The organism is Amycolatopsis alba DSM 44262 (assembly GCF_000384215.1).
Classification (GTDB): domain Bacteria; phylum Actinomycetota; class Actinomycetes; order Mycobacteriales; family Pseudonocardiaceae; genus Amycolatopsis; species Amycolatopsis alba.
This window is the reverse complement of the sequence record NZ_KB913032.1, coordinates 5,471,718-5,488,220: the sequence shown is the minus strand read 5'-3', so window position 1 is coordinate 5,488,220 and position 16,503 is coordinate 5,471,718. Positions and strand designations below refer to the sequence as shown.

Below are 16,503 nucleotides of genomic sequence, written 5' to 3'. Positions count from 1 at the left end.
GAGCCGAGGAAGGCGGCCGGGGTGGAATATTGTCCAGAATTCTGGCGAAGGTCTTCTCAGCGACGCAGCAAATATATCCGACGTCGACTGTCTTCACTTGATCGCGGCCACGAATTGCCTGGAGACCGATCGCTCCTGTCGAATGCCGCGCGTCTGTTTATTTCACGGGACGGCACGAGGCCAGGTAGGCGGGGACTTGGCGGACTCGCACATCGGTGAGGTACTGGTCGACCCAGTCGTAGTCGGGATTGTCCGCGGCCAGGTAGTACAGCGGGTTGTCGTCGATGAAGGGCTGGTCTCGTGATCGCAGGTTCATGTTGAGGCTGACGCGATATCCGCTCCGGATGGGGGCGGTGCGGTGCAGGACCCGCATCAGCTGGGCCAGCGTGCTCGCCCCCAGCCGATGGGGGACGGTGATCAGATCGTGTTCGGGCAACGAGCCGTGCTCGTTGAGCCTGGTGAAGCCTGCTTCGTAATCGCCGTGATAGATCTGCAGTTCCCCGCCGTCGATGTCGTGCATGGCCAGTGGCACGATTTCGGTGGCAGGCACGCCGTCTGCGTGCCAGGCGACAGTTCCGTCATCCGGGTTCGCCCCCATGAAGGTGATCGTGCTGCTGATCACCGACACCGGATACGGTTCGAGTGCCGTTCCCGCCAGTTCACTGAGCCTGTCGAGACGACCTGGGTAATGGACCAGCTCAAGGATCTCGGGTATCGCGACATGCGCCTTCCGAATGAAACGGAGATTCAGATGTCGTTTCTCACTGGCCTCGTCTTTTATTCGCTGAGCCTTGTCGAGTATCAGCTTCAGCAGTTCTGGATCATAGTCGAACTCGACCTGTTTAAGGCCTAAATCCGATATCTGCCAATAAGACTTCTTGCCGATGAGTTCCGCTCTGGATCTTTCTTCGAAGACGCGCACGAGTACCTCCCCGATACTTTAGCTTCGCTCAAAGCATTAAGGCAAGCAGCACCATACATGACCAAGATCAGCGATCAGCTTGTCAAGATTCGCACCCCAGTCGCACGAACACCTTCCGTCGCAAGTTTACCAACCACCTCAATCCCGTACCAGATCATTCCCAGTAAGTGGGACCCGTATTGCAAGGGGCGACAAGGACGACGACCGCCACCCGCACGGAACGAAACACTGCCGATTCAAAAACCCGGTTCAGGCACCAAAACTCGACGTCAGAATACTGAGCCGCTTCCCAGTGGTGCAGTAACAGCCGGTCTTTGTCTATCGATCCGCGAGCCCGGAAAGGAGAAACTGCATGTCAGCGAGGATGTGGCGCAGATCTTGTGCTGCACCGCTCGCCACGGTCGACCAATGATTCACCGCGTATACCTCGTTTTTCACGGAATCGGGCGATGAATCTTCTGCTGACAGAAGATTCTGCCGCCATCGTGCCATCAGTTCGTTGTTGATCGTAGTCACGCCGGTCGCGATCGCGTCGAGGACATGGACGAGATTTCCGGTGACAAAGTAGAGGTCTGCGGTGGATATCGCCGGATTGAGCTCGGTCCCCGATGCCGGAGGGGTCACGGTGCGCCGAAGATGCTCGACGCTCTGGCGTGTTCGGTCGAGGGCGTCAGTGGCGAGCATCGCGCTGCAACTCCGGGGTCGATGGTTTGAGTGCTGTTTCGGGTTCGCGGTGGCTCTCACTGTGGCTGAGGAGGAGCACGCCGATGTTGCACGCCAGGATCAGGATCGCCCCGACCGCGGTCAGTGCGGTGACCGGTGCGCCTGCCGCGATCAGCAATGCCGTGGACGCGAACGGGGTGAGGTAGCCGATCGCGGCGATCACACTGGGGCGGCCGCGGGCACTGGCCACCGTCCACAGAAGGTATCCGGCGGCCATCGGCCCGATGCCCAGGTAGATCGAGCCCAGCCATTCCGACATCGGCGGCCATGGCGCACCGCTGACCTCGGATCCGATCCAGGCAACGACGGTTCCCGTGATCGCCGCGGGGAGCAGGACCTGCATGGTCCGCAACCGCAGCCTGCCCGCTGCCACGGTGTAGAAGGCCATACAGACGGCGGAACCCACGGCGCACGCGTAGCCGACCATCGAGCCCAGCGACAGGCCCTCCGCTCCCACACCCAGCAGCATGACCACTCCGGTCATCCCCAGCGCCGACAGGAGCAGATGCGGCCAGCCTTTGGCGATTCCCAGCGACCATGCGCCCCATAGCGCGATGAGGAGCGGCCATCCGTAGGAAATCGCGTTCGCGTCGAATACCGGAGCGAACGCGAAAGACACCTTCTGGAGAAGGATCGTCCCGGTCAACCCGACCATGCCGACCGCCAGGCCACGCCACCCCGGCGAGTTCGCTCTCCACGACCAGGTCTCCCTCGCGGCCTCGCGTGAGCGAAGGGCGCCACAGACTCCCAGGACCGCGAGAGTCACCGCGGCCGCGCCGAACTGCAACGTCAGCAACTGCAAGGCCGTCACACTGCGCAACGCTTCCGCGGCAACCGTCGCGTTGGTCGCCCAGAGCACGACCGCCAGCATGGCGGCACACACCGAAGCCAGGCTGCGCATGATCCGGACCTTACTTGTGCATTCAGCCAGTTAGCAAGTAGGCTAAACAGGTGAAGCTCAGTGACGTGGCCGCGGTGCTCGCCTCCGATGTGCGCATCAACATCTTGCAGTGGCTCAAGAATCCTCAGGCCGAGTTCGTCTCCCAGCGCGAAGGTGACCTCAGCGAGCACGGCGCGTGTCTCTCCCTCATTGCCGCCAAAGCCGAGATCTCCGTACCCACCGCCTCCCGGCACATCGAGAGGCTCGTGCAGGTCGGGCTCGTCAAAACCACCCGTATCCGCCCCTGGAACTTCCACGCGGTCGATGTGGACGGCCTCGATCGCGCGCTGCGGCTCTTCGACGAACTCAGGAAATGACCCTCGGCCCAGGAGAGGGAAAGCCCGACGAGCTGGAACCAAAAGAACGCACGAAAGGGCAGCCAGGAGCCTGCGTCGAACGTGCTCGACGGCAAGGTGCCCCTTTGGGGTCGGCTGCGGCCCGGCCATGACTTCTGCTTCGGCTTGAGCCCGGAACGAAACCCTCGGCTACCTGTGCCGGAAGAAGAAAGTGGTGTCGCCGATGACGCGGTGGCACGGCCGGGAGAGGGTGTCACGCAGGTCGTCGGCCGAGTCCGGCAAGTCGCTGCGCGGAGTGTTGCCGGGCCTCGGCCGACGCAACCGGCACAGCACGGCGAAGGCGAAGAACCTCCTCGGCTGGTCGCCACGAGCGATACAGCATCGGTTACCGCATGACCGTCCGCCTGTTTCGACGCGGCGGATTCAGGAGGCCAGGCGGTCCTCGGCGTCGAGAATGGACTGGTGCAGTTCCCGAAGCGAACGGCACGGTTCCACACCGAGTTCGTCGTTCAACGTCTTGCGAGCGGCCTGATACACCTTCAGCGCGTCACCCTGACGTTCGGAACGGTACAACGCCAGCATCAACTGCCGGTAGAACACCTCGCGCAACGGGTTCTCGGCGATCAGCGAATACAGCCTGCCCACGATCTCCCGGTGCATCCCGAGCACCAGCTGCGATTCTCCGAGCATCGCCGCGGACTCCAGCTTGGCCTCCGTCAGCCCGGTGACGAAACCGTCGACGATCGGGCCACTGCGCATACCGCCCATGACCGGGCCGCGCCATAACGACAAAGCCGCCTCGAAAGCGGAACATGCCTCACGGTGCCGCTTTTCCTTGGCGAAAACGCGCCCCTGGCCCATCCGGCGCAGAAACAGGCGCGCGTCCAGCTCGTCGTCGTTCAGCCGCAGCAGATAGCCGGACGGCCTGGTGACCACCGGGCTCTCCGTGTCATCCGGTCGTCGCAGGAACTTGCGCAGTTGTGAGACGTACACCTGCAGGCAGGCCATCGCGCGCCGGGGCGGCTCCTCTCCCCAAAGCTCGGCCATCAGCGCCTCGAAGGACACGACCCGGTCCGCGCAGGCCAGCAACGCCGCGAACAACTTCTCGATTTTTCGCGCACTGATCTCCGACGGGATATCGCCGTCCAGCACCCGCAGCGAACCAAGAACCTCGTATCTCACTAGCTCTCCTCTTCGGGAACCGTGGCGATACAACCACGCGGCGAAATGCGTGCTTCACAAATTGAATACACGGCGCCTCGGGCGAGGCTAACACGGCGCCGCGGCGGCGGCGATGACACTCTTGCCAGTAAACATACTGGCAAGAGTGTCCTTGTCTCCAGGCACGAAATTCTCTTTGATGAACACGGGGACTTCCCCCGCCATCAAACAAGGAGAATGCGCATGAATTCGCATGACGATGCCGTAGCACCGTCGATTTCCGACCAGGACATCGAAAACCTGGTCGCGCAGATCACCACGGCCGAGACGGCCACGACCGAGGACGGCCTGTCGCTGTCCGACGTCTCCGGTTTCAGCGAGGAGGAGCTGCAGCGCTTCCTCGAGGAGAAGGCCGGTCTCACCGCCGCCAGCGGTGTGCAGCAGAGCGTCATCGGCTTCGCGGTCACCATCGCCGTGCACTGCTAAGCACCAAACACCATGAATCCTTCCATCGATTTCGATGAGAGGCTGCGCGTCCGGACGCTGGGGTTCCACCTCCCGCGTCCGGGCTCGCGGACTTCGACCCGTTACCAGCGCCCGGCCGAGCCGACCTGGGCCGAGGTCGCCGAACAGGTCCGCTCGACACCGGATCCGGCGCCACTGCGCGGCTTCTCGATGTGCGTCTCACGCAGGCGGGTCGTCCTCGCCGAGCTTGCCGACGGCAGGCACGTGCTGATCAAGTGGCCCGACGACGGCCTCGACCAGGACACCGGGCACGAGCTCCGCATGCTCGGACTGATGGCTGAGCTGCCGCTGCCCCGGCCGACCCGCGCGGCGATTCCCCGCGTCCTCACCGACCCGGACCGGCGGATCTCGGTCTACGAGGCCATCGATCCGTGCGAGAGCATGCGTGAGCTGTCCGACCGGGGCGGGCTGACCACGGCGCATATCGTCGCGCTCGCCGGCGTGCTGGCCGGGCTGCACACGACGCCGGTCGACGACCTGGCCGCCGCCAACCCGGATCTGCGGGTGCCCATGCCCGCCCCCAAGAACACCCTCCTGTCGGTCCGCGAATACTCCTACGGCCTCGGCATGGAGTACGACGAATGGCTCCGCGTCATCCAAAGCCTTTCCGGTCATTGGGCCGCGCTGCACCGGACGTGGCAGCCGCGCAGCCTGCTCCACTTCGACCTGCGCGACGACAACGTCCTGTTCGCGACGGGCGATCTCCGCGTCATCGACTGGGAGTTCGCCTGCCTCGGCGACCCCGCCTACGACGTCGGTCATCTGATCACCCAGTTCGTCCTGCCCGCCGTCCGGCGCTGGCAGCCGGGAAGTCCGCTGATGCCGCCCGAGGTGCTGGGCCGGATCGGCACCTTCCTGACCGCCTACCTCCGGTTCAGCGGCTACGGCACGGAACTGCCCGCCACCGCCGTCCGCTACGCCGGTCTCGTCCTGCTGCAGCACGCGGGCGCGCAGCTGGAGCAGTTCGGCTCACTCGACCGGACAGGCCATCTCGCGCTCGTGCTGGCCGAAGGGCTGGTGCGGAAGCCGGAAACCCTGCTGAAGAACCTCCATCTCGATCTCCCGGAGAGCTCATGACAGCGCACCAGGACCTGCTGCGGCAGATCGCGGCCGACATCGAGGTGCTCGGTGATCTCGAGTTCCGGCACCGGACACTCGGTTCGCTCACTCCCCCGCGCGACGTGCAGACCGATCCCGAACGGCCGCTGCTCGTCCTGCTGTGCCGGACGATCTACCTCGCGTACCACGTCGGCGATCTGGCGGCCGCCCGGCTTTTCCTCGGCGGGGGCATGGCTGTCGGCACGCTTTACGACATCGAGGACTACGACTACACGGAACGCCTTCGCGCGGCCAATCCCGGCGTCGGATGCTGGGAAGACGGTTGGACGGTCAGCCGCGTCGACGGTGACCGGCGAGTGGTCACCAAGGACGGGATTTCCCTGCTCGCCACCCCCGGCGAGCTCCGGCCGCCCACGTCCGCCGCCGGTACCGAGGTCTCCGTGCGGTTCCCGCCGGAGGCTCGCTACCGCCTCACAGGCTGGTACAGCGTCCGCAGTGACTCGGGCAAGCCGCTCGGCGACGACGTCGTCCGCGTCTACTACACCGTCGACCATCCTGATGCCGCGCCGTCGCTGCTCAACGCCGTCTGTTCCCGGCTCAACCGGCTGGAAGCCCCCTTCGGCATGAAGACCGTGAACGATCCGGCCGGGCTTCTGCGCCGCGACTCGTTCGTCGTCTACCTGGACGTCGACGTCTGGCAGCGCGAGCGGGATTTCCTCGTCCAGCTCGCCGAGGACCACCGGTCCTTGCTGCGCGACGATCCGCCCCGGTTCGCGCTCCGGATCGGGCACGGCATCTCGCTGGCCCACGAACCACGGCGAGAGACGGCTGCCATGAGCTTCGGAGAACATCGCAGCCTGCTCGTCGCGGAAGGCCTGCTCGACGCCTGGGAGGCGGGCGAGCGCACGCACGATCACAAGGTCAGCGCGATCGAAGCACGGTTCGCGGCCAAGGGGCTCGACGCGCACCACCCTTACCGCAACGACCGGCAGCTGAGCGCATGACCACCGCGGCCGGTGAGGTCCGGCGGATCACCGGACCGTTCGTCGTCCGAGCTTGCCTGAGCGACGAAACAGGACACCACTGGACCGAACGGCTCCGCCACGGCACCGAGGGCTACCTCGGCACGGCGGGGATCGAAGCGCTGCACGAAGCGCTCGGCGACTCACCCGGCTGCGTGCTGCCTGTCCTGGCCTCCCCCGAAATCGCGCTGTGGCCCGGCATCGCGACTCCTTGGCTGCTGAGCGACAAAATGCTCTCCGGCGGCCTCGCCGAAGAATCCCCGTATTGGCTGGAGTCGTTACGGCTTCTGGGTTCTCTGGCGGGTCGCATCCACTCGGTGCCGCTGACCGCGGAACTGCGCCGCGCCCTTCCCTGTCGTGACGTTCCGGCGTGGCTGACCCGGCCGGACGTCGCCGAGAACGTGCGTGCCGCCCACTCGCGCCTCCCCCGGCACCTCGCCCCCGCCCTCGCCGCCGCGGCCGCCGGGACGCACCCGCCGTCGCCGCCGTCACTCGTCCACGGCCGGTTCTCCGCCGGCACCTGCACCGCCGAAACCCCTCCCCGGTTACTCGGCTGGCGGGAAGCCGGAATCGGCGATCCGCTGGAGGATCTGGCTCATCTGGTGGCGGATCTTGTCGAAGCCGGATCCGCCACCGGATGTCCACTGGACGTGCTCGGCACACGAGTGGCCGCGTTCCTCTCCGGCTACCCCCGCCCCGTCGACAGGACCAGGCTGTGGTCGGCCGTGGCCAAGCGGATCTTCGACCACTACGCGCTCGGTACGTGGGCGACCGGCGACTCCACCGGTGTCGCCGAACTGCTGCCCGCCGCCGAAGCGGGCTGGCTGGCGATCCAGGAGAGCACCCCGTGACCGCACCGGACGTCTCCTCGACCAAGCTGCTGCTCGGCGTCTGCGGCTCGGTGTCCGCGGTGGGCACGCCCCACCTCCTGATGTGGCTGCGGACCACGTTCGGCCTGACCGATGTCCGCGTGATCCTCTCGGACATGGCGCAGCGGTTCGTCACCAAGCAATCGCTGGCGGCCGTCGCCGACTACGAGGTCGTCACCGGCTGGGACGACTTACCCGACGGCACCAAGTCCCATGTCGGGGTGGCCGCGGACGCCGATGTGCTCGTCGTCATGCCCGCGACGGCGCATCTGATCGCCCAGGTCGCACACGGTCTCGGCGGCAGCTTGCTGACCTCGGTGATCGCCGCGGCCACCTGCCCGACGCTGATCGTGCCGTCGATGAGCGAGGCGACCTGGCTCAAACCTGCCACCCAGCGCAACGTCACGCGGCTGCGCGACGACGGCTTCGAGGTCATCGAGCCGGCGGAAGGCTTCTCGACCAGCGGATCGATCACCGAGTTCGGTTCGCTCGGCGACTTCCGCGCGCCGCTCGTCCGCGCGCTCACCCGCTCCCACAGCAGAACCAAGAAAGGAAGCCGTCATGGAGATCGCCTATGACACCGTGCTCGTCCGGGCACCCGAGCTCGTCATCGAACTGGACAGCGCGAACGACGTGCGGATACATCACGCACAGGGCGTCTGGAAGTTCGGTCACCACGCGCTGGCGCTCCTGGACACCTTCCACGGCCCGGCGCCGGTCGCCGACGCCCTGCGGCGGCTCCGGCCCAAGCTGGCAGGTGAGCGCGCACTCGCCGAAGCCGTGGCCACCCTCGGAGAGCTCGTCTCCGCCGGCATCCTGACCGCCCCGTCGCGGCCCGGTTTCACCGAGCTGATGTTCCCCGTCGGCGGCTACGGCCTGGCCTACGCCAACATCCGGATGCTGGACGACCCGATGCGCAAAGGCCTGTTCGTCCAGGCGGTCCGCGAGGTGGTCCGGCCAGGTGACGTCGTACTCGACCTCGGCACCGGCTCCGGCATCCTCGCCGTCGCGGCGGCGCAAGCGGGTGCGGCCCGTGTCTACGCCGTCGAGCCGGCGCGGACGGCGGGCGTCGCCGAGAGTCTCGCCGAGCACAACGGCGTCGCCGACCGCATCACCTTCGTCCAGGACTGGTCGACTTCGCTCACCCTGCCCGAAAAGGCGAACGTGCTGACCACCGACATCGTCGGCAACGACGCGCTCGACATGGTGATCTGGGAAACGGTTCAAGACGCGCGGCGCCGGTTGCTCACTCCCGACGCCCGGCTGGTGCCCGGCGCGCTGCGCGCCTATGCCTGCCTTGTCGAGATGCCCGCCGAGCGTGTCGCCGAGCACCGGATCGTCCAGGCGCACATCGACGACTGGAACACCCGCTACGGCATGGACTTCACCCCGTTCCTGGAGCTGGACCGCGAGCGCGTCGCGGGCTTCTACGAACCGCCTTCCCTTGTCCGGCAATGGCCGCGGCTGTCCGATCCGGCTTCGCTCTACCGCGTGGACCTGCGGGAGGACGCCCGGATCTTCCGGGGCGAGCAGACCTTGACCGCGCACACCGGCGGCGTGGCTTCCGGGGTGATCGTCTTCTTCGAAGCCGATCTCGCACCCCGCACCGTGCTGAGCACCCACCCCGCGAACGGCGGTCCGCGCAGCCATTGGTTCACCGCGGGCTGGGCGTTCGCCGAGCCGGTGAAGGTCACCGAAGGCGACGAGGTCACGATCGCCTACCACTACGAGGGCGACGGCAGGGCGCAGGTCCGCGTCGTCGACTCCCCGGCAGGGCAGAAAGGATAGTCATGCATATCCGCGAAAACGCGCCGAAGGTCCGCAATTCCGGGGTACACCGGGAAATCGCCGTCGAGGACACGCTGGCACGGGTGACGCCCTACCTGCGTGACGTCGGCATCACCAGGGTCGCGAACATCACCTGGCTGGACCGCGTCGGCATTCCGGTCTACAACGCGATCGTGCCCCGTTCGCGGGATCTGATCTCGGTGTACAACGGGAAGGGCGTCCGTCCCGTCGATGCCAAGACGTCCGCGATCATGGAAGCGATCGAGCGGTTTTCCGCTTGGCTTCCCAGGGCTCCGGCGGTCGTCTCGTCGTACGAGAACCTCGTGCGCCGTGGCCGCCGGGTGATGCATCCCGGCGAATACAACATGAAGCTGACGAAGTACTACCGCGACGACCGGCCGATCTCGTGGCTCCAGGGTTACGACCTGATCGGGGAAGAACCCGTACTCGTCCCGATGCACGGCGCCGCCTACATCGACCGCTATCACGAAATCCCTTGCTACGACATCGTTTCCACCAATGGGCTGGCTTCCGGCAACACGCTGGAGGAAGCCGTCCTGCACGCGCTGTGCGAGCTCATCGAGCGGGACGCGATGACCACGGCCGAGCTGGTGACCAGTCATCTCACCGAACTGCTGCGCAGCGATCTGATCACCGAACACACGCCACCGGCCGTTCTCGACGAGCTGAAATCACGGCATCCGCATTTCGACATGAACTCGCTGCCGCCGAAGGCGAGTGAGCTCGTCGCCCGGTTCGCCGCCGCCGACATCGAAGTGCGCATGGCCGACATCACCTCGGACATCGGGATTCCCAGTGTCTGGTGCGCGACCGCCGACACGTTCAGCATCGGCGAGGGCCAGCAGGGGCACGGCGGGTTCGGCACCCATCCCGATGTCGAGGTCGCGATGATGCGCGCGCTCACCGAATGCGCGCAGAGCCGATGCGTCGACATCCAGGCCATGCGCGAGGACATCAGCATGCCGGACGAGGACGTGCCCGCCCATATGAAGCACATCCAGCGGGCGAAGACGATCAACAAGGCCACCTGGTGGTGGACGCCGACGGACACCCGCCGCAAGGCGAGCGACCTGCCGAACCTGTCTTCCGACGACGTCGCCGCGGACCTGCGGCTCGTCTTGGACCGGCTGCGAAGCTGCGGCCTCGACCAGGCGATCGCCATCGACCTTTCGCCGCCCGAGATCCCGGCCAAGGTGGCGAGGGTGATCGTGCCGGGCATGGAGTCCTGGGCGGTGGACCACAGCAAGCTCGGCCCGCGCGGAACCAGGGTGTGGAACGAGACGATCAGGCAACTCGCCCGCCCGGCCGCCGCGGCGGGTACGAAAGCGGGGAACTGACATGCGCCCAGTCGTCTTCCGCGGCCCGAGCATCACCACCGAGGCGGCCGCCGAAATCCTCGACGCGGAATATCTGCCGCCGGTCGGCAAGGGTGACATCGACCGGCTGCTCGACCGGCCGGAGCCGCCGACGGTGATCGGCATCGTCGACGGGCGGTTCCTGCACTCGCTGTCCATCTCGCCCAAGGAGATCCTGCGCGCGATGGACGCGGACGTCGTCGTCTACGGCTCGTCGAGCATGGGTGCGCTACGGGGCGCCGAATGCGCGCCGCACGGCATGATCGGTATCGGCCGGATCTTCGAGGAGTACTTCTCAGGCCGCACGGACGAGGACGACGAGGTCGCGATCACCTACAGCGAGGACACCCTCAAACCGTTGAGCGAACCGCTGGCGAACATGCGCTTCGCCGTCGCGGCGGCGTTGCGGGCGGGAGCGGTCTCCGCCGGGCTCGCGGACCGATTCCTCAAAGCGGCCAAGGAGATCTACTTCCCGGAACGTTCGGTGAACGCGACCCTGCACGCGCTGCGGGGAACCGTGCCCCAGGCCGAACTGGACGAACTGGCCGCGTTTCTCCGTAACGAGGCCCCGGACACCAAACGCGACGACGCCGTGGCGCTGCTGCGTCGCATCCGTGCCGACCTCGAAGCGGCACCGGCATGAGCGGCGCCCGATGACCGCGGGCGCGGTCACCTTGCCTCGCGCGTGGTTCCCGCCGGTGCTCGACCACCGCGACCAGCCGACCTGCACGGCCGCGGTGGTCACGGCGCTGGCCGCCTACCAGGTGCGACGGCTCACCGGGCTCGACTGGACACCGTCGGTGCTGTTCAACTACGTCACCTCGCGGATGATCAGCGGACACGGGCGGCTGCGCGGCTCGCGGCTGGACTGGGCGTTCGCGGCATGGCACCGGTTCGGCCTCCCGTCCGAAGCGGACTGGCCGTTCAGCGCGGCACAGATCGACCGGATACCGACGAAAGCGTGTTTCCTCCGTGCCAAGGCGTTCCGCGGGATCGGGTACCGACGGCTCGACACCGGCGAGCAGGCGCCAGGCGAGCCGCTCGCGCGAATCCGTGCCGCCGTCGGCTCGGGGACACCGGTCAGCCTGGAGTTCCCGCTCAACCCGGCACAGCTGACCGCCATGGATTCGGGCCGCCTGCCAATGCTGCCGGACGACGCGAAGGTCTTCGCCCGGCACGTCGTGCTGGTCACCGGTTACGACGACAACGCATACGCCGGAACCGAACCGGGCTCCGGCGAGGAACTCACCGGCGCGCTGCTCGTCCGCAACAGCTGGGGCACCGGCTGGGGCGACGAAGGCTACGGGTGGCTGCCGTACCGGTACTGCGACAAAGGCCTGACCAGCCACCACTGGACCGTGGAGCTGGGGCAGGTCTCAGGGGAAAGGACGGTCGGATGACCGGCGAGAACCAGATCATCGTCATCACCGGGGCCAGTTCGGGCATCGGCGCACGCGCCGCGGTCCGGCTGGCGGGCAGCGGCGCGACCGTCGCGCTCGTCGGCCGGGACACCGACCGGCTCGGCGCGGTCGCCGCCGAAATCGAGCAGGCGGGCCAGGAACGGCCCGAGACGTTCAGTGCCGACTTCGCCCGCCTGTCCGACGTGCACGAGCTGGCCACGCGGCTGCGACGGCGTTACGACCGCATCGACGTACTGCTCAACAACGCCGGCATCCATTGCGCCACCAGAAAGACCACTGTGGACGGCAACGAGCTCACCAACCAGGTGAACCATCTGGCTCCCTTCCTGCTGACCCGGTTGCTCGAAGAGATGCTGACCGTGCGGCCCGGTTCCCGTGTCGTGGGGACCGGCTCCCTGCTCGCCGAAGGTGTCCGCCCCGACGATCTGAATCGCACCGGGCTGCGGTGGAGCGGCTGGGGCGCGTACAAGGCGTCGAAACAGGCGAACGCGCTTTTCGCTCTTGAATTCGTGAAACGCGCGGGCGCCGACGGACCGATCGCCACTTGCTGCCACCCAGGAATGCTGAAAACGTCATTCGGCAGCGAATCGGCCGCGTACCGGCGATTCCGCAAATTCCTGCCCGCGGCTTTCAAACCCGCGGATCACGGGGCGTCAACACTGGTCAAGCTGGCGCTCGACCAGGCGGGCATCGCCCATCCCGGTGCGTTCTTCATCGAGGGAAAGCTCGGGCGGACCCCTCGACGGCTGGCCGACCGAGAGCTGGCGGCCGAGCTCTGGGACAAGACCGACGAACTGCTGACCAGCAGCACGAGCCGGTGAGACATGATATCCTTTTACAATGCCAGAGGGGGACACCGAAACCAACCGGCAGGACGATTCGACTGGCACGAGTTCACTCGATTCGATAAGCCGGGAAAACATCCGGGAAAAGCCGCGGGGAATACGAAAGATCGCACGGTATCTGCCGTGGGTTTTGCCCGCGGTGCTACTCGTGGAGATCGTGCTGTTCAGCACGGGTCTCATCAGCCTCGGAGACGGCATCCTGGCCGCGACGATCGTCGAGGCATCGGTGTTCTTCGTCGTGGTCTTCGAACTCATCGCTTTGCGCTCGGCGATCAAACGGGCCCGCGCGGAAGGTCTCGGCTTCTTCGACGCGGTTTCCGCGACGTTGAACCGGATCATGCCGGAGCGGGCCGCCACGATCGTCCGGCACGACCTGAAGATGATGCGCGCGCTGTGGCTGGTCGCCGCGCGCAGGCAGGACGTTCCGGCCGACGGCGACGCCATCGCCTACAGCGGGCCGATGCGGCCGATCTTCTGGGTGTTCCTGTTCCTCAATCCGATCGAGATCGCCCTCGTCGAGTTGATCGTGCCGTGGCCGGCGGTACGGCTGGCGCTCCTGATTCTCGGCGTACTGGGCACCATCTGGTTCCTGGCGTTGATCTCCTCGCTGTACAAGTATCCGCATACGGTCGACTCGCGCACCCTGCGGCTGCGTTATCTTTCGTTCTTCGATTTCCGGGTGCCGGTGGCGAAGATCGAGTCGGTGGGACTGCGCACCCGGTCACGGGAGCTGAAAAAGGGCAACGACGTGGTCGACGGCGTTCTCGTGATGGAGATCGTCAAGACGACCAACGTGACGCTGCGGCTGCGCGAACCGCATCAAGCCGATTTCGGGCACCGCGGGATCAAGGAATTCGACAGCATCGAATTCTGGGCCGACGATCCTCGCGAGGCAGCCAAACTGATCAGGAACCATTTGGCGGGCTGAGCCGTGATCCGGCCCCCGCCATGTACGGGGGTACGAGATGACGGAAACCGTGAATCGACGTCCGGTCGACGAGTTCCTCGAGGCCGACCCGATGTTCGACGATATCCACCCGCTGCTCGACCGGGCCCGCGCGGACAGCCCGGTCGCCGAGGTCGTCACCACGGACCCCGCGACCGCCGGGGAAATACGCCAGTACTACGTGTTCGGCTACGACTTGGTCCGCGAAGCGCTCAGCGACACCACGCGGTTCTCCAACATCGCCTACGCGCCCCAGCTTCGGCTGCTGGCCGGGCGGAGCATGCTGGAACTCGACCCGCCACACCACCACAGTTACCGGTCCTTGGTGGCGCCGCTGTTCCGCAAGACCGTGGTCGCGCGGCGGTATACGGAGCAGATCCGGGAAATCCTGGCGGACCTGTTCTCCCGGTTCCGCACACGTGGCCACGCCGAACTGCTCGCCGAGCTGACCCTGCCGTTCCCGGTCCGGGTGATCGCGGCGGTGATCGGTGTGCCGATGGAGGATTTCACGTTCTTCAGCGACCGCGCGCTCCGCATGATCGACTCGACCCTCCGGTGGCCGGAAGTGGAGTCGGCCAAGAACGAGCTGGCCGACTACTTCACCCGGCTGATCGCCGCTCGCCGCGCCCGGCCGTCGGACGACCTCGTCGGTGAACTGGTCGCCGCGGAACGGGACGGCCAGGTCCTCACCGACGAAGAGATCCTGTCCTTCCTGCTGTTGCTGATCCCCGCCGGAATCGAGACGACCCACCGGGCGTCGAGCACGCTGATCTTCGCTTTGCTCACTCATCCGGACCAGCACGCACGGGTGCGCGCGGATCACTCGCTGCTGCCCGCCGCGTTCGACGAGGCGATCCGCTGGGAACCCGCGGTGGCAGGCGGTCTGCGCATCGCGAAGGCGAACACCACCCTCGGCGGGGTCCGGATCGGCGCGGGCTCGCTGGTGTACGCCTCGTTCCTCGGGGCGAACCGGGATCCCGCGCAGTACGCCGACCCCGGTGTATTCGACGTCTCCCGCACCGGACTGCCACACGTGACCTTCGGGCACGGCCCGCACACCTGCATCGGCATGCACCTGGCACGTGTCGAAACCGACGCGCTGATGCACCGGCTGTTCGAAGAACTCCCAGGTCTGCGCCTGGATCCGGAGGTAGCGCGGCCTCGTATGCACGGCAAGATCTACCGGATGCCCACGGCACTGCCCGTTCTCTTCACGCCACGCTGACCGCAACGCGGCAAAGCCCCTTTCCCAGGCCGGGAAAGGGGCTTTGCCGCGTTGCCGTCAGCCGTGCGGGCCGAGCAGCGGACGGGGGTCCGGCACGGGCTGCCATTCCCCGTCCACCGCCTCGTATGTCCACTTCGGACCGGACTCGAGGATCGAATCGATCGCGGCGACCAGCCGATCGACCTGCTCGGCCGTGGTACCGAGCCCGATACTCACGCGCAGCGCCTGCCCGTCCGGCGGTCCACCGGCCGCCCGGACCAGCGTACGGGTGGCCGGATGCGCGCAGAACGCGCCCGCGCGTACCCCGATTCCGTGCTCCGCCGAAAGAACGGCGGCCAGCAATCCCGGTTCGACGGACCCGGCGAGCAGTGCGGTGACGCCGACGGCCGGCGTGTCGGGACCCCACATGCTCAGCAGCCGGACTCCGGGCACCGCGGCCAGTCCCGAGCGCAGCCGGTCGAGCAAGGTGTGCTCGTGTGCGGCGATGGCCTCCCAGCCGCATTCGGTGAGTGCCACGCACGCGGTCGCCAGCGCGTGCGCACCCACGACGTTCGGCGTTCCCGCTTCGTGCCGCGCCGGCACCTCCCGCCAGCCGACCTCGAACCGCCCGTCGACGTCTTCGACCTTCCCGGTGGCGCCACCGCCCGCCAGGTACGGCTCGGCGTCCTGGAGCCAGTCGGTACGGCCGACGAGCGCGCCGACGCCGAAGGGCGCGTAGATCTTGTGCCCGGACAAGGCGACCCAGTCGACTCCCCAGTCGGCCATGCGAAGCGGCTGGTGCGCGGCCAGCTGTGCGGCGTCGAGCACCGTGCGGGCACCGTGCCCGCGCGCGACGGCCGCCAGTTCGGCCACGGGCCACACTTCGCCGGTGACGTTGGCGGCACCGGTGATCACCACCAGCGCCTGTTCGCACGCCTGCAACGCGGAATCCAGCATCGACAATGCTTCTTCCGGGGAAGCGGGCATCGACAGGACTTCGACGTCCCGCCACGGCAGCATCGCGGCGTGGTGATCGCTGCCGAAACACAGGACCGTGGTCCCCGCGGGCACCGCGTGAGCGAGCAGGTTCAGCGCGTCGGTGGTGTTGCGGGTGAACACCACCGACGCGTCGGCCTCGGCACCGGCGAACCAGCGGACCGTGTTCCTGGCGTTCTCATAGAGCGAAGTGCAGATCTTCGACGCCATCCCCGCTCCCCTGTGGACACTCGCGTACCACGGGAGCAACTCGTTGACAGCGACGGAGACCTGCTCCAGGCACGGCGCGCTGGCGGCGTAGTCGAGGTTGGCGTAAGCCACCGTGCCACCGGTGACCAGCGGGACTCGCAGTTCCGCGCCGAGAACGCGCGCGGGCGGCCGGCTTTCCACCGGCCGGGGTGACATCCGTA

At 66.8% G+C, this 16,503-nt stretch carries 18 protein-coding genes; 13 read left to right on the top strand and 5 right to left on the bottom strand.

Annotated features, from left to right (window positions below; genetic code table 11):
- Positions 1 to 157 precede the first annotated feature (157 nt).
- The 3 genes from AMYAL_RS49330 to AMYAL_RS0126050 all read right to left on the bottom strand — a co-directional run bounded on the left by AMYAL_RS49330 (position 158) and on the right by AMYAL_RS0126050 (position 2,546).
- Positions 158 to 922, bottom strand: a complete 765-nt coding sequence (locus AMYAL_RS49330; protein WP_039795759.1) for a hypothetical protein — start codon at positions 920 to 922, stop codon at positions 158 to 160.
- A gap of 318 nt (positions 923 to 1,240) precedes the next feature.
- Positions 1,241 to 1,606: a hypothetical protein gene (locus AMYAL_RS0126055; protein WP_020634207.1), complete on the bottom strand. Its 366-nt coding sequence runs from the start codon at positions 1,604 to 1,606 to the stop codon at positions 1,241 to 1,243.
- Positions 1,593 to 2,546 (bottom strand): DMT family transporter, encoded by a 954-nt coding sequence (locus AMYAL_RS0126050; protein ID WP_143267607.1) that lies wholly within the window; start codon positions 2,544 to 2,546, stop codon positions 1,593 to 1,595. Before AMYAL_RS0126050 ends, AMYAL_RS0126055 begins: the two co-directional genes overlap by 14 nt.
- Before the next feature lie 50 nt (positions 2,547 to 2,596).
- Between AMYAL_RS0126050 and AMYAL_RS0126045 the strand changes: the two genes are divergently transcribed.
- Entirely contained in the window at positions 2,597 to 2,902 is a 306-nt protein-coding gene (locus tag AMYAL_RS0126045; protein WP_039794119.1) for an ArsR/SmtB family transcription factor, read from the top strand.
- 402 nt (positions 2,903 to 3,304) lie between these two features.
- Here AMYAL_RS0126045 and AMYAL_RS0126035 read toward each other — a convergent pair whose 3' ends face one another.
- A complete protein-coding gene (locus tag AMYAL_RS0126035; protein ID WP_020634203.1) occupies positions 3,305 to 4,063 on the bottom strand; it encodes an AfsR/SARP family transcriptional regulator in 759 nt (252 codons plus the stop codon).
- Between the two features lie 222 nt (positions 4,064 to 4,285).
- Between AMYAL_RS0126035 and tvaA the strand changes: the two genes are divergently transcribed.
- From tvaA to AMYAL_RS46165, 12 genes are all read left to right on the top strand, one after another.
- Positions 4,286 to 4,528, top strand: coding sequence for a thioviridamide family RiPP peptide (gene tvaA / locus AMYAL_RS49935; RefSeq protein ID WP_020634202.1), 243 nt, complete (start codon positions 4,286 to 4,288; stop codon positions 4,526 to 4,528).
- A gap of 12 nt (positions 4,529 to 4,540) precedes the next feature.
- A complete protein-coding gene (locus tag AMYAL_RS0126025; RefSeq protein ID WP_020634201.1) occupies positions 4,541 to 5,644 on the top strand; it encodes an aminoglycoside phosphotransferase family protein in 1,104 nt (367 codons plus the stop codon).
- Complete coding sequence (locus AMYAL_RS0126020; RefSeq protein ID WP_020634200.1) at positions 5,641 to 6,630, top strand: T3SS effector HopA1 family protein; 990 nt, start codon at positions 5,641 to 5,643, stop codon at positions 6,628 to 6,630. The genes AMYAL_RS0126025 and AMYAL_RS0126020 overlap by 4 nt, the downstream gene beginning before the upstream one ends.
- On the top strand, positions 6,627 to 7,499 hold the full coding sequence (locus AMYAL_RS49930; RefSeq protein WP_020634199.1) for a phosphotransferase: 873 nt from the start codon (positions 6,627 to 6,629) through the stop codon (positions 7,497 to 7,499). Before AMYAL_RS0126020 ends, AMYAL_RS49930 begins: the two co-directional genes overlap by 4 nt.
- Positions 7,496 to 8,095, top strand: coding sequence for a flavoprotein (locus AMYAL_RS47825; RefSeq protein ID WP_020634198.1), 600 nt, complete (start codon positions 7,496 to 7,498; stop codon positions 8,093 to 8,095). Before AMYAL_RS49930 ends, AMYAL_RS47825 begins: the two co-directional genes overlap by 4 nt.
- The gene (locus AMYAL_RS0126005; RefSeq protein WP_020634197.1) at positions 8,079 to 9,305 is read left to right on the top strand and encodes a 50S ribosomal protein L11 methyltransferase; all 1,227 of its coding nucleotides are present in this window, start codon (positions 8,079 to 8,081) and stop codon (positions 9,303 to 9,305) included. Before AMYAL_RS47825 ends, AMYAL_RS0126005 begins: the two co-directional genes overlap by 17 nt.
- Positions 9,306 to 9,307: 2 nt before the next feature.
- The gene (locus tag AMYAL_RS0126000) at positions 9,308 to 10,663 is read left to right on the top strand and encodes a YcaO-like family protein (RefSeq protein WP_020634196.1); all 1,356 of its coding nucleotides are present in this window, start codon (positions 9,308 to 9,310) and stop codon (positions 10,661 to 10,663) included.
- A 1-nt stretch (position 10,664) separates the two neighbouring features.
- Positions 10,665 to 11,324 carry a TfuA-like protein gene (locus AMYAL_RS0125995; protein ID WP_020634195.1) on the top strand — a complete coding sequence of 220 codons (660 nt, stop codon included), beginning with the start codon at positions 10,665 to 10,667 and terminating at the stop codon, positions 11,322 to 11,324.
- Positions 11,296 to 12,081 carry a C1 family peptidase gene (locus AMYAL_RS47820; protein ID WP_020634194.1) on the top strand — a complete coding sequence of 262 codons (786 nt, stop codon included), beginning with the start codon at positions 11,296 to 11,298 and terminating at the stop codon, positions 12,079 to 12,081. The genes AMYAL_RS0125995 and AMYAL_RS47820 overlap by 29 nt, the downstream gene beginning before the upstream one ends.
- Complete coding sequence (locus AMYAL_RS0125985; protein ID WP_020634193.1) at positions 12,078 to 12,923, top strand: SDR family NAD(P)-dependent oxidoreductase; 846 nt, start codon at positions 12,078 to 12,080, stop codon at positions 12,921 to 12,923. The genes AMYAL_RS47820 and AMYAL_RS0125985 overlap by 4 nt, the downstream gene beginning before the upstream one ends.
- Positions 12,924 to 13,095: 172 nt before the next feature.
- Positions 13,096 to 13,875, top strand: a complete 780-nt coding sequence (locus AMYAL_RS0125980; protein ID WP_143267610.1) for a hypothetical protein — start codon at positions 13,096 to 13,098, stop codon at positions 13,873 to 13,875.
- 37 nt (positions 13,876 to 13,912) lie between these two features.
- On the top strand, positions 13,913 to 15,118 hold the full coding sequence (locus AMYAL_RS46165) for a cytochrome P450 (protein WP_020634191.1): 1,206 nt from the start codon (positions 13,913 to 13,915) through the stop codon (positions 15,116 to 15,118).
- A 57-nt stretch (positions 15,119 to 15,175) separates the two neighbouring features.
- Here the strand turns inward: AMYAL_RS46165 and AMYAL_RS0125970 are convergent, their stop codons facing one another.
- A complete protein-coding gene (locus tag AMYAL_RS0125970) occupies positions 15,176 to 16,498 on the bottom strand; it encodes an aminotransferase class V-fold PLP-dependent enzyme (RefSeq protein ID WP_026467448.1) in 1,323 nt (440 codons plus the stop codon).
- Between the last annotated feature and the right edge of the window lie 5 nt (positions 16,499 to 16,503).